Origin of the sequence: Vibrio sp. FF266 (assembly GCF_041439695.1) — a bacterium.
Classification (GTDB): domain Bacteria; phylum Pseudomonadota; class Gammaproteobacteria; order Enterobacterales; family Vibrionaceae; genus Vibrio; species Vibrio tasmaniensis_A.
The window spans coordinates 57,987-71,690 of record NZ_JBGOOO010000013.1; the positions used below are offsets into that span (position 1 = coordinate 57,987).

9 protein-coding genes are annotated in these 13,704 nt (G+C 44.0%); 6 read left to right on the plus strand and 3 right to left on the minus strand.

The features are described 5' to 3' along the window. Nucleotides 1-166: 166 nt before the first annotated feature. From ACED59_RS12025 to ACED59_RS12035, 3 genes are all read left to right on the plus strand, one after another. Nucleotides 167-1,630, plus strand: coding sequence for a sigma-54 dependent transcriptional regulator (locus ACED59_RS12025; RefSeq protein ID WP_032499808.1), 1,464 nt, complete (start codon nt 167-169; stop codon nt 1,628-1,630). Then, the gene (locus ACED59_RS12030; RefSeq protein ID WP_371704780.1) at nt 1,620-3,647 is read left to right on the plus strand and encodes a cache domain-containing protein; all 2,028 of its coding nucleotides are present in this window, start codon (nt 1,620-1,622) and stop codon (nt 3,645-3,647) included. The genes ACED59_RS12025 and ACED59_RS12030 overlap by 11 nt, the downstream gene beginning before the upstream one ends. 285 nt (nt 3,648-3,932) lie before the next feature. Further along, nucleotides 3,933-5,552 carry a methyl-accepting chemotaxis protein gene (locus ACED59_RS12035; RefSeq protein ID WP_017097849.1) on the plus strand — a complete coding sequence of 540 codons (1,620 nt, stop codon included), beginning with the start codon at nt 3,933-3,935 and terminating at the stop codon, nt 5,550-5,552. Between the two features lie 131 nt (nt 5,553-5,683). On the opposite strand, the gene ACED59_RS12040 is transcribed toward ACED59_RS12035, so the two are convergent. Together ACED59_RS12040 and ACED59_RS12045 are read right to left on the minus strand one after the other, a co-directional pair. Beyond that, the gene (locus tag ACED59_RS12040; protein WP_017063876.1) at nt 5,684-6,571 is read right to left on the minus strand and encodes a mechanosensitive ion channel family protein; all 888 of its coding nucleotides are present in this window, start codon (nt 6,569-6,571) and stop codon (nt 5,684-5,686) included. Between the two features lies 1 nt (nt 6,572). Continuing rightward, on the minus strand, nt 6,573-8,918 hold the full coding sequence (locus tag ACED59_RS12045) for an ATP-binding protein (protein WP_017097850.1): 2,346 nt from the start codon (nt 8,916-8,918) through the stop codon (nt 6,573-6,575). Between the two features lie 461 nt (nt 8,919-9,379). Here ACED59_RS12045 and ACED59_RS12050 point away from each other — a divergent pair, with 461 nt between their 5' ends. Continuing rightward, nucleotides 9,380-10,963 carry an ABC-F family ATPase gene (locus tag ACED59_RS12050; RefSeq protein ID WP_009846736.1) on the plus strand — a complete coding sequence of 528 codons (1,584 nt, stop codon included), beginning with the start codon at nt 9,380-9,382 and terminating at the stop codon, nt 10,961-10,963. A gap of 243 nt (nt 10,964-11,206) precedes the next feature. On the opposite strand, the gene fdhD is transcribed toward ACED59_RS12050, so the two are convergent. Beyond that, complete coding sequence (gene fdhD, locus ACED59_RS12055; RefSeq protein ID WP_009846735.1) at nt 11,207-12,028, minus strand: formate dehydrogenase accessory sulfurtransferase FdhD; 822 nt, start codon at nt 12,026-12,028, stop codon at nt 11,207-11,209. A 369-nt stretch (nt 12,029-12,397) separates the two neighbouring features. On the opposite strand from fdhD, the gene ACED59_RS12060 reads away from it, so the two are divergent. Further along, complete coding sequence (locus ACED59_RS12060) at nt 12,398-12,862, plus strand: DUF3305 domain-containing protein (protein WP_009846734.1); 465 nt, start codon at nt 12,398-12,400, stop codon at nt 12,860-12,862. After that, the gene (locus tag ACED59_RS12065) at nt 12,852-13,466 is read left to right on the plus strand and encodes a DUF3306 domain-containing protein (RefSeq protein ID WP_017097851.1); all 615 of its coding nucleotides are present in this window, start codon (nt 12,852-12,854) and stop codon (nt 13,464-13,466) included. The genes ACED59_RS12060 and ACED59_RS12065 overlap by 11 nt, the downstream gene beginning before the upstream one ends. Nucleotides 13,467-13,704: the final 238 nt, after the last annotated feature.

The window sequence follows — 13,704 nt, forward strand, 5'->3', positions numbered from 1 at the left end:
GTGCATCAAATTTCATTAAATTGCTGTTATATCGAACAAAACTGCGTCATTTAGGCTAACAAAATGCATTAAAATATGAGCTAGGACAAAATGTCGCACATTGTCCCTGTCGCACAAAAGGTTAATTGGTACACTCTGTCCCAACTTTCCCCATCGGTTAATCATTATGTCTTTACCTAGTTCACCTGCATCGAACCTCAACCCAAACACATTGACTCAATATCAAGCGTTTTCCGTCTTGGTCGTGGACGATGAAGTAGGGATGCAGGCTATTCTAAAGAAGGCTCTGGGTAAGTTCTTTGGCAAGGTATCGAGTGCAGGATCCGTTGAAGAAGCTGAAATACTGCGTTCAAGCGAACATTTTGATCTCATTGTTCTTGATATCAACCTGCCAGGACGCTCCGGCATTGAGTGGGAAGAGGCTTTTAACAACAACGACAAACGTGCTGATGTTATTTTCATGACTGGCTATGCTGATCTAGAGATGACCATATCCGCGCTTAAGCTTGGCGCTTCAGACTTCATTCTTAAACCTTTCAATTTAGAACAAATGATACAAGCTGTACTACGTTGTATGGATAAGCGACTCGACCAAAGAATGCAGTACGCGTTGAAGCGTGATGTTAGTCGTCATATCAAGACCGAACTGATCGGCAATTCAGACAAGACCAAACAGCTTAAATTGCTGATCAGTCAATTTGCTCCGTCTCGAGCTTCCGTTTTGATAGAAGGTGAGTCGGGTACAGGTAAAGAGTTGGTTGCGCGAGGTGTACATGAAGCCAGTAAACGCACAGGTCCATTTGTGCCAATCAACTGTGGTGCGATTGCTCCAGAACTTCTAGAAAGTGAACTGTTTGGACATACATCAGGCGCATTTACCGGTGCGAAGAAAAACCGTGAAGGCCTTTTCCGAGTCGCAAGTGGCGGCACCTTGTTCCTAGATGAAATAGGTGAAATGCCACTGCCAATGCAAGCAGCGCTGTTACGTGTGTTAGAGCAACGTACTATTCGTCCAGTTGGCAGTGAGAAAGAGATCGCTGTCGATGTACGTGTCGTCGCAGCAACAAACCGAAACCTTCAAGAAGAGGTCGATAAAGGCCACTTCCGTCGCGATCTGTTCTACCGACTCAATGTACTTAAGATTGATGTTGTGCCATTGAGAGAACGACCGTCTGATCTGATAGAGCTTGTTCCATACTTCACTCGTCTTTTATCTAGTGAACTGGGTATGCCGGTTCCAAACTGGGCACATGAAGATATCTTGGCAATGAATGAATACGAATGGCCGGGCAATATCCGCGAACTTAAGAACTTAGTCGAAAGATGCATTCTTTTAGACAAGCCACCAGCACACTATTGGCGAGAAGTGAATGGTGATCCAGCCCCAACCAGCATTTCAGTGACGGTGTCACATGGGGCGGAAATACCAAACTTGAATAATGTAGACGCAGCTGAGGGTTACCCGAACACTTGGACACTCAAAGAAGTCGAGAAATCTCACATAGAACAACTGGTGAGTTTTCATGATGGCAATAAATCTGCAGCAGCGAGAGATCTCGGTGTGGCGCGTAAAACACTAGAGCGTAAGTACAAAGAATGGAACACAGAAGGCTCTGAATATGCCGATTAGACGTCATTGGTGGACAAAGTGGGCGTTCCGGTTCAAAACCATGGTGCGTTATCGCCTGCTATTTCTAACATCCGCTCCCATCATTCTTACTTTGTGTGCGCTTGTCGCTATAACACTGTATTGGTCAGTACATTACACGTGGCAGGGTGCTCTGATTGATGTCGATGAGCGTTTGGATGTTGCCGACAACAGTATCCATTTAATTCAGAACCAACAGGCCTATAACGTTCAAGCATTTGCTGAGTCTTACAACTTCCGAATCAAACTCACGAGTGATATTTCGAAAGAAGAGCTCACACGTTGGGTTTCAGAAAACAAATCTCGCTATGAACTCGATTTTCTACGCTGGCGTAGCGTCGAGAGCATGGAGAAAAAGCTTGAATACCTCAACCTGACACACAAAGAATCGTTCTTTAGTGTATTGAGCCAAAACGAACTCAACGATTTAGACCAAAACCTTGCCAGGCAAGCCGAAGTCCCAATGCTCAATAGTCAAAATGTTGAAACTCGAGGTTTAGTTAGCCGCACCGTTGTGTCGATTCGTGACAAGAATGATCATGTAATTGGTTTTCTTGATGGCGGGATCCTCCTTAATAACAGCACACAGTTAGTTGATCAGATCAGCAATCTCATTTATCCGCAACGCGAGGGCTTTAATCGCCGCATTGGTACCGTCACTGTGTTCCTTGATGACCTACGTGTCAGCACTAATGTACCGTTGAGCAGCGAAGAAAGTGCAGGGCGCGCAATTGGTACTCGTGTTTCTCACGAGGTTCATTCTAGAGTATTGAATGAAGGCAAAGAGTGGCTAGATAGAGCGTATGTTTACGACGCTTGGTACATCACTGCGTATCAACCGATTCATGACCAATTCGATAACGTCATCGGCATGCTCTATACCGGTTATCTGATTTGGCCATTGGTGGAAACGTACTTAACCAACCTTGGTGAAATCAGCCTTACGATTGTGTTGTTGTTACTGGCTTCTGGTTTGATCGTTCACCGTGGTGCGCGTGATCTTTTTAATCCTATTGAACGCATCCATAAAGTCGTCAAGCTAGTGCAGATGGGGCAAGACAAGCGAATTGGTACTCTTGGTTTGAACGATCAACACGAGCTGACTTTGCTCGCTAAACAATTCGATAAGATGTTGGATTTGCTGCACGAACGTAATCAAGAGATCCAACAAGCCGCTTCAGAACTCGAATGTAAGGTTCATTCTCGTACTGCTAGCTTGAAAGAGAAAACCGAAGAACTCGAACTACATATCAAACTATTAAACCAAGCTCGAGACAAGCTGGTGGTCAACGAAAAGTTAGCCGCGCTAGGCGAATTAACCGCGGGCATTGCCCATGAGATTAATAATCCGACAGCGGTGATTCTTGGCAATGTCGAATTAATGAAGTTTGAACTCGGTGACGAAGTCGCTCGTGTAGATGAAGAAGTCCACGCGATCATGGAACAGATTGACCGAATCCGAAATATCACACGAAGCCTGCTTCAGTATAGCCGTCATGGCGGTGTACAAGATGAGATCACTTGGCAACACATTAATCCAATCGTGGATGAAAGTATTACGCTCGTAAAAACAGGCGCGAAAAAGAAAGGCATTGTCTACGTATCACAACTGCATGCTAAAACGTCTGTGGAAGTTAACCGAAACCAACTTTTGCAGATTTTGGTTAACCTACAGATGAACGCGATTCATGCCATGGACGGACAGGGCACATTGACTATCTCAAGTGAAGACTGGGTGGAGAATGGCGTGTCTCATGGTGCAATCGTTCATGTTGAAGATGAAGGGTGTGGTATCAAAGAAGAACAATTGAAACGCATCTTTTCACCTTTCTACACCACCAAACGTGACGGTACAGGCTTAGGCTTATCAGTATCTCAAAGTATCTTGAGCCAAACGGGTGGCGAGATACGTGTCGAATCAGAAGTAGGCAAGGGAAGCCGCTTTAGTATCTACCTTCAGCAAAAAGCGACGCCACAGTTGTTGGTGTCTAACCTATAACTTTTTAGCTTTAACCTCGAATCGAATCCAACCATATTATCACCCGATAATATTTCTACTGCGTTTGGGCTGTTACATGAACGTTTCAGCCCAAGCACGAAAATCCCGCACTACTAAACTATCGCCAACTAAATCTCAACCTCTGCCTGTTTGACGAGTACCTCTTTTTTAATATGTAACACAGTGTATATCTTTTGATCTTGATGCATATCATCTGAACTGTAAGGATTTTTGATACATTGACCCCAAATTCATAATCAAAAAATATAATAAAGTCAGTCAGCTATGAAATTAAGTAATCTATCTATTAAATCAAAACTTATCTCCATCGTCATTTTATCGGTTGTTCTATTGGTAATGGCGTCATCTTTCAACCTAATGCAACAACGTGAAAGCTCAATGCAAGAGCGCCAAGATAAACTCAGTGCCCAAGTCGAAACCGCGGTCAGCTTAGCGAGCTACTATTACAGCCAACGTAACGTGCTCGGTGAAGAAGCAGCAAAGAAACAAGCACTGCAAGCAATTGAAACGCTTCGTTACGACACCACCAATTATTTCTGGATCTTAAACCAACAACTCAACGTTGTTATCCATCCATTAAAACCTGAACTCAATGGCAAGAACGCAGGTAACTTTAAAGATGGTGCAGGTAAACACCACTGGCGTGAGATGGTCACCATTTCACGTACCCCAGAGGAGAAAGGGTTTCTTGATTATCAATGGATGAGCCCGCAAGGTGAACTCAAAGACAAGATCTCATATGTACAGCTATTCCCTGAGTGGAATTGGATTGTTGGCTCGGGAATCTTAGTTGCGGATATTCAAGACGCTTTCTATGCATTAGCGCTCAAAGAGGGACTGGTCGCGGTTGTATTATCAGGCCTGTTATTTGCTATGGGCTACGCGATTTCTAACAATATCCTTGTGCCACTTAACAAGCTTATCGACAACACTCACAAAATTGCCGATGGCGATCTTCGTGTACGCATGAGCATGACACGCAAAGATGAACTGGGCGATATGAGTCAGCAAATTGATACCATGCTCGACAAACTGCAAAGCACGCTTCGCACAGCCAATGAATCGGCGGATTTGTCCAGCAACATGGCGAGCCACATTGCTCAAGCCAGTGAAGAAGCAGCAACCAGTGTTAACTCACAACATGCACAGCTTGAATTATTATCGACTGCAATGACAGAGATGAGCGCGACCATTTCTGATGTCGCTGTGAATGCCGAAAATACAGCCGCTAGCACCAATAAGGTTGTCGACCACGCAAACCAGAATGACCAAAACATGCAGGTAACGTCTGAGACTATATCTCAGGTTTCAGAGAACATTTCGACCGCGAACAACTTAGTCAGAGATCTGCAATCAGGCGTGACTGAAATAAGCCAAGTTGTTGGAGTGATTCGTGATGTATCAGAACAAACGAACTTGTTAGCGCTCAACGCAGCAATCGAAGCGGCGCGTGCAGGAGAGCAAGGAAGAGGATTTGCGGTTGTTGCTGATGAAGTCCGTAACCTTGCTAGCCGCACTCAGAATTCAACCAACGAAGTGCAATCCACGATTGAGAAACTGACTCAACAAGCAGAACGCACCTTTAAGGCAATGCAAAGCAGCAACGAGAAAGTTGATCACAGCGTTAACGCGTCTAACGAAACTCGCCAGCAACTCGATGTGATTGTGAATGAACTGCATAACGCTAACGACATGGTCGCACAGATCGCCGCAGCCTCAGAGCAGCAAAGCACGGTAGCAACTGAAATGAGTGAAAGTGTCACTGGGATTCATCTCGCTGCAAATGAAGTACTGCAGGCCTCACAATCGCTCGCAGAAGACAGTCAGAAAATGGCGAACACTACAGAACACCTTACTGAGCAATTGAAATACTTTAAGGTTTAGCCTCAATAGGACTATTAGCTTGAAGATAAAAAGCTCATAAAAAAACACCTCCGCACTTGCTATAAGTTCGGAGGTGTTTTTATTTATGGCTAGTCATTTGCTATAAGAAACAAACATCAAAAGCATCAAGCCTAATGCGCTGCCACTGAAATCTTCGGTGGGTTGATGTTGTGCTTCTTAAACTCTTTCATCACACGCAAGGTAATGTCGGTTTCAAATAGCTTCTCATACGCAGTATCCACAACATAAGCCTTACAGGTTAGCTGTATCGCTAGGTAGTTATCGGTAATCGTCTGTTTAACCAAAACCGTTACAGGTTTCGGCAAGTGGATATAACGACTAGAAGACGCCGCTTCTTGAATCAGGTCGCGGGCTAGGGTGATGTCTTCATCCATACCGACGTAAAACGGAATCACCACCTGCATGTCCAATGCGCCATAGTTACCACTGGTGGTCACTTCATTTAAGAACTTGTTGTTCGGAATAGTAATGATGTCATCGTTCAGGGTTCTCATTCGTACCGAACGTAAACCAATGGTGATGATGTCGCCGTAGTTGCCTTCGAACGTGACGCGGTCACCAACCTGAAAGGGTCTGTCAATCATCACAGTGATGCCGGCGATAAACGATGCTGCCAAGTCTTTAAGCGCAAAGCCGACCGACACGGCGAGGGTACCACCAATCAAAGCTAAGATTTGGTCGTTGATTCTAAAGCTCATCATGAACACGATAAGACCGGTGCTCACGTAGATAAAGAACTGAGTAAACGATTGCAGTTTTTGTAGCAGCATTCGATATTGCACGAACTGACTACCAAAACTGGTCACTAACGAATTGATGAACTTAAGCAACAACCACATTGCGGCAATAACGATCATGGAGAAGAACACGCCGCTCCATCGCACCAAGCTCGCTATCTTAGAGATGTTTTCTACGTTGGCTAACTCTTCCGTCGCAAAGGTCGGGAAACTGACAGCACTTGCCAAGCCAACAAATAGTAGGATAAATAACTTCTTCATTTTACTTCACCAGTAGATGTTGACGATCAAGAACGTTAGTAATGTGGCGGAACCAGTGCTCGGAAATTCGAGCCTTTTCTTCATGCCAACCAATATAACCACGGCTTTCAAAGTAACGCAGAATCCCCGTTATCTCTGCCGTGCTCAGCTGTGTACATTCAGACAACACTTCCGGCGAAGCGATTTCCAGTTGCACGATAGAACGAAGTACAGCCAACATAGGTTTCGGCATATTCTCTAGTTCCTGCGCTTCAGGGACATGGAATAAACGTACTACCGCTTGATCTGTCTCTTTATTTCGGTTCAAAGAGAGTCGGAAGAAACGCAGCGCAACGGTAGGGTTGCCATCAGAGTAGTGCCACAAAATTCGATAGAAACCTTGGCGTGCACGTTCTTCTTCACTCATATCATCTTGGTCCCATTGCTTAGGGACCACTAAGCCATCAAAAGACAGCGGCTTCTCAAGCTCCGTATTGATACGGCTATTTAGAAGTTCACCCACTTGTTTCTCTGTCCAACGCGGAAGGAAGCACACCAAATCAAACAGCAGACGCTCACCACGCGCTCTATCCACAAATCGCCAACTTGATTTGGCGATCGATATCACGACACGGTGGTTCTTTTTAGAACGACGCAGAAGGTTGGTCAAACGAATCAAATCAGACAGACCGCCAACCATTGGTTTCACCAGTCGTTGAGCGTTATCTATCGCGATAAGGTAAGTGGTATTGCTCTTACGAAGGTGCGCTAATATTTGAATTTCAGTTGCTTCTTCTTCCAAGCCAATGCTCACGGCTAAATGCGCTAAGAGCTCTTGGTAACCCGCGTAAGGGCAGCTTACATATACGGGCTCAGCGTTAGATACTTTGTGCAGCAAGGTATAAAGCAGCGTTGTCGCGCCCACACCACGCTCACCTGAAACAATACAGATAGCCGGGCTGTCTGACATCAAGTAGCGAGACAGTTGCTTAACCTCGTCACCGGCATAGTCAATTAACGTACTGTCTATATTACCTGGCAGAATGTATTCATAGGTTTGATCGCCTTTGATTCGAACCAAGTTTTGCTGATTCTTATCGAGATCTGACTGCTTAGCCACTTCGATTCTAAACAGATACGCCAAAGCTTGGCTAAACAGCGTGTAGTTAGACAGAAGGGCCATAATTCGGTGTTGGAAGTTGTAAACGCTCAGCCACACGATACCAATGGCTGTCGCCAATATATTAAGTAACAACGTATCCTTACGGTTTACTGCCCAATTCACCCAAACCGGACGATCAGAGATGTGTTGAAGTGTATCGAAGACCTTCGCTCTCCATAATCGGAGTACTGAAACCGTAACCAATACAAACCAGAAAAACAGAGCACTATATATCCAACTATAAATCGTGCCTTTGCCTAGCGTAATACTTGATATTTGCAGAATCACACCCGCCACGATGAAGCTCCACACGTAACGGCGGATAGTCGATAGGCGCAGCGCGATCACTTCTTGATTGGATGTACGACCCAAACGGTAGGCAAATTCCAAAATAAAGCTGATGGCAATCGAACCACCTAGAATCCACCACGTGAAGATCTCCAGGAAAATCAAATGTTGCAGACTAGGGATACTAGAAAGCACTCTCAATGACAATGTGATGGCAATTAGCCAAGCAATCGCACTTTCAGCGCGGCTGATGTACCAAATGACACGAACCAGAAGAGGAGGGTTCGTTTTCGCTTCAAGAAAGTTAATTCGAAACAACTCAATTAAGCGAGTGCTGTTAGCAAGCCACCACACTAAACCGAAATAGATGAACAACACTTTTAACGACGCACCAATCACAGGCACGGGCGAAATAAAGATATCGTTAACTAACGCCTTGAAGCTTCGGATTTGGAAGTATGCAAGATACTCAATATTGAGCTTAGTTAATTCCCATTCTTGCTTAAACTGGGTAACACCATAAGGGCCAAAACCGGTTAGGCGCTCTTTGTTCGCAGAGTTCGTCTGTTCCAGAAGATGTTGTTTACTGACGTTTAAGCTATTCAAAGTGACGTAACTGGTTTGAACCTCAAACCATTGAACGACGTCGTTGTTATCTCTATAAGCTTTTATCTGTTGCTCGAAGATTTTGATTTCCTGCTTTTGAACTCGCAGAACTTCAGCTAACAAGATATTGACTTGGCGTCGGTCCGACGACTCCATAAAGAGGGGATCGGGTAACGAATCAATTCGAGCATCGAGGTCAACAGCAGAATCGGATACCTGCGGCTGAGATTGTAAGTCATATTCCAAGTTGGCATGACTAGGCCATGAGAGAATGGCTAAAGTGAGGAGTAAGAAGCGCGATAGTGAACGCATAAAAGTCTCTTAGAATTATGAGGTTAGGATTACTATAGTTAGATAATCTTACTTTGTGAAATCCAACCCCGTATCGGGGGCGAGTACTTTATTCCTGTTTCGATCGATTTTGTCATGAAATTGTCAGGGATTAGGCTAGTATTTGAGCATCTTGGCTATGTCTGTGCCTGCTTTGATCGGGTTGGTTTTACTGTAACTGATCAGCATACGATATATTCAATGGTCGGCATGATTTGGGACGTTATATCTCTCCCATTTTAGGGCGCCGTTTGATATTTTGTTTTCCCTGAAAATCAGCGGCTTTTCGTCGATAAATAGAAAATCAAAAGTGTGAGTCAGCTCAAACTATGATTTGGTTGGGTTATCACTCACTTAATAGCGGGTAATTGCAATCAAGACTTGCAGTTAAAGCCCCGAACAAGTAACGTTGCGGCGTTTTTCACATTAAAAAGGTAACGGCATTGATCTCCACAGCAAATATCACCCAACAATTCGGCGCTAAGCCACTTTTCGAAAATATTTCAGTTAAGTTCGGCGAAGGCAACCGCTACGGTTTAATCGGCGCGAATGGCTGTGGTAAATCGACGTTCATGAAGATCCTATCTGGTGAACTTGAGCCAAGTGCTGGTAACGTAAGCTACGATCCAAACGAGCGCGTAGCTAAACTAAACCAAGACCAATTTGCTTACGAAGAATTCACGGTAATCGACACGGTTATCATGGGTCACAAAGAGCTTTGGGCTATTAAGCAAGAGCGTGACCGCATTTACTCTTTGCCTGAAATGAGCGAAGAAGACGGCATGAAGGTAGCTGATCTTGAAGTTCAGTTCGCTGAAATGGACGGTTACATGGCAGAAGCGAAAGCGGGTGAGCTTCTTCTTGCGGTAGGTATTGAAGAATCTATGCACTTCGGTCTAATGAGCGAAGTAGCACCAGGTTGGAAACTTCGTGTTCTATTGTCTCAAGTACTGTTTGCAGACCCGCATATCATGCTTCTTGACGAACCAACGAACAACCTGGACATGGACACCATCAAGTGGTTGGAAGATACGCTAAACCAACGTAACTGCACAATGATCATCATTTCGCACGACCGTCACTTCCTAAACTCTGTTTGTACACACATGGCTGACCTTGATTACGGCGAACTTCGTCTATTCCCTGGTAACTACGATGAGTACATGACAGCTGCGACTCAAGCTCGTGAGCGTCTACTGTCTGACAACGCTAAGAAGAAAGCACAAATTGCTGAACTTCAAACGTTCGTATCTCGTTTCTCTGCTAACGCATCTAAAGCGAAGCAAGCAACGTCTCGTGCTAAGCAGATCGATAAGATTCAACTAGACGAAGTTAAAGCATCTAGCCGTCAAAACCCATTCATCCGTTTTGAACAGTCTAAAGAGCTATTCCGTAACGCACTTGTGGTTGAAAACCTATCTCAAGGTTTTGAAGAAGACCTATACAACAAGTTCGACGGTATTTTCGAAGTAGGTGAGCGTGTTGCTATCATCGGTGAGAACGGTGTGGGTAAAACAACGCTACTTAACACACTAGCTGGCGCTCTTGAGCCACGCACTGGTGAGTACAAGTGGTCTGAAAACTCTAACATCGGTTACTACGCTCAAGATCACGCACACGATTTCGAAACAGACATGAACTTGTTTGATTGGATGAGCCAATGGCGCCAAGAAGGCGAAGACGAGCAGGTTGTTCGTGGTTTCCTAGGTCGTATGTTGTTTGGTCAAGACGACATTAAGAAATCTGTAAAGGTTATCTCTGGTGGTGAACAAGGTCGTATGCTTCTTGGTAAGATCATGATGCACAAGCCAAACATCCTGCTTATGGATGAACCAACGAACCACATGGATATGGAATCTATCGAAGCGCTTAACTTGGCTCTTGAGAACTACAAAGGCACATTGTTCTTCGTATCTCACGACCGTGTGTTCGTAGACTCGCTTGCAACTCGTATCCTTGAAATCAAAGATGGCAAGATCAACGATTTCCGCGGTACTTACGCTGAGTTCTTGAAAGCACGCGGCTAAGCTTTAAGTTAGCCTTAGTTTTCAACTCAATGCGTTGGAAATTCAGGCATAAGCTATAAACCGAAAATTAAAAATTAAAAACGCCGTCATACTGAAAAGCATGACGGCGTTTTTGTATCTTGTATCTAGCTAAGTTTCTATGTATCTATCCTTGAAGGGTCACTAACTCTTTACATCAGAACTTTACAATTAGAAGCGGTTAGTGAATCTCCAATCGAACCTACGCTTTTTTCCGACTGCTGATTATTCACCTTTCACATCAAATTCAATCTTCTCTGCGCCAGTGAACACTTGGAAACGCAGGCCTTTAGCGCGAGCAATGGTCGTGATACCAAATTGCTGAGCCAAGTCTAAACCCATTTGCGTTACGCCTGAACGTGATAACAGAACAGGAATACCCATCTGCGCCACTTTGATGACCATTTCAGAAGTCAGGCGGCCAGTAGTGTAAAAAATCTTATCTTCACCAGACTCTTTGTTAAGCCACATCTCACCAGCCAACGTATCTACTGCATTGTGACGGCCAACATCTTCAACAAACGATAGAACCTTGTCGTCTTTGCAAACAGCGCAACCATGTACCGCGCCAGCTTTCTTGTACGTGTCGTTGTAATGAGTCAGTGCTTCTAAAGCCGTGTAAATTTCAGATTGCTTAATTTTGGTCTGAGGCACTTGGTAATCTTCCAACTGCTTCATCACGTTACCAAACATGGTGCCCTGACCACAGCCAGAGGTCACCGTCTTCTTCTTAAGCGCTTGCTCAAGCTGGCTCGTATCTTCATTGGTAATGACCGCTGCAGAGCTGGTTTCCCAATCGATGATGATAGATTCAACTGCTTCAGGGTCAGAAAGGAAGCTTTGGTTCTTCAAATAACCCAAGACTAAAGATTCAGGACGCGAGCCGAGCGTCATCAGAGTTACGATCTCTTTCCAGTTCAACATGACGGTAAGAGGGCGTTCACAAGCGATCTGTTTGGTTAGCTTCTCACCATATTCATCAAACACTTCAACTTCGATTGTTTGAAGTGGGTTTTCACTAGTTTTTATTATGTTTGGTTTTACCACAGTCACGTCCTACTTAATGAGATAGCGATTTAAAGAGATAAGAAGTTAACAAGAGGGTCTAACGCCGATCTTGTTCATCGATTCTTTAACTCATGCTTAAAGCAAATCTTATTCCAAAATAACGGGTATTCAGGAAAACATGAAGCATTTGATTAAAATAGCGCAAAATATGGGAGTTCACCGAGTGGAGTTGTCTGAAATAACCAGTATCGACTAACGTTAAGTGACAACTTGATGACGAACATCGTAGATGCGCTATTGAAGTTAACCTGTATTGGCGTGTTTATTGCTTTATAGCGCTTATAGGATTGAGCTAAGTACAAAATGTCCTAAGCACATTCAGGCCAAAGAAAATCAATTGGGTGAAGTATGTCTGAGATAAAAGAATTCAAAGAACAATACGAAAAAACAGAAGCAGCTTGGCCAATAGGTGTCCAAAGAATAGAGAAAGAGATCAAAACAGGTATCTGGGTAACCACTCAATGGGAATTGAAGGGGTTTGAATTGTCACCAGAAGATGACGCCCCAGACGTTTGTTTACTTCAATTACATAAAGATGAACGTACAGACTATCGATTCAACCTAAGCTCTCAGCAACCTAAGCTTTTCTTAGTAATGGATAATGTCGATTCTGATGTTAAGCCCGTCATTCAGTTACTTACTGCCTCACAAACCGTTGCAGGGCAATACATGGACGGTGACAACCAAGTACTTTCCTACGACATTCCATTACCAGTACAAGCTTGGATGGAAGCGTTCATCGGTCGTCATGGCGAGTTATTAGAAACAAGACGTAAGAAACGCAAAGGCGCGGGAAGATCAAATGGCAACTAACTTCTTTAGCCGTTGGTCTCAACGAAAGCTTGATGAATCCACTGACGAACCTTTGGAAGTAGAGCAAACACTGGAAGCAGCAGCGCCTCAGTCTTTAGAGAGTGAAGCTTCAGAAACCAATGAAGATGTTCATGTTGCTGACGTTCAAGATCCCGCACCAGAAGCCACTGAAGATTTGTCTGTTGCCCAATTATTGGTATCAGAAGCCTCTGAAAGCGTAAAAAAAGCGGCATTGCGTAAACTATTCCTCTCAGAAGAGTTCAACGTTCGTGATGGTTTAGATGATTACGACGACGATTACAGCAATTTGAAGTCTCTGTCTGAAGGAGTTGCAGAAACTCTTCGCGATTGGGTAAAAGACAAGACAGAAGAAGACACAGTAAACGAACCTGAACAAGCCGCTGATAATGAAGAAGAAACTTTGATTGATGAGGTTGATGACTCTATTAATGAAGCCGAAGAGACCGAGTCAGAACTCAGTGAAAGTGACGAAATTGCGGGTGAAGAAAAAGGACTGTATAAAAACACAGTGACCGATAATAAAGCTACAATGTCAGACGAAGCTGACCTAAAAAATGTGGGACAAAATATACCACACAAATAATAGGTACATTTTGACTAAACACTCAATGAACCGCTTGCGACAAAATGTCCCAAGCGGTTTTTTTATACGCACAATAAACGCTATAAACCATTAAGTCACTGATATATAACACTTATTAAATTGGCATGGCATTTGCTAAATAACGTTCATTATCAACTTTTTTGTAGATAGACGAGTTCAGGGTCTAACGAATGGCACACTAGCTAAAGAGTTAGTTGTTAACGGATTACTCAGCAAG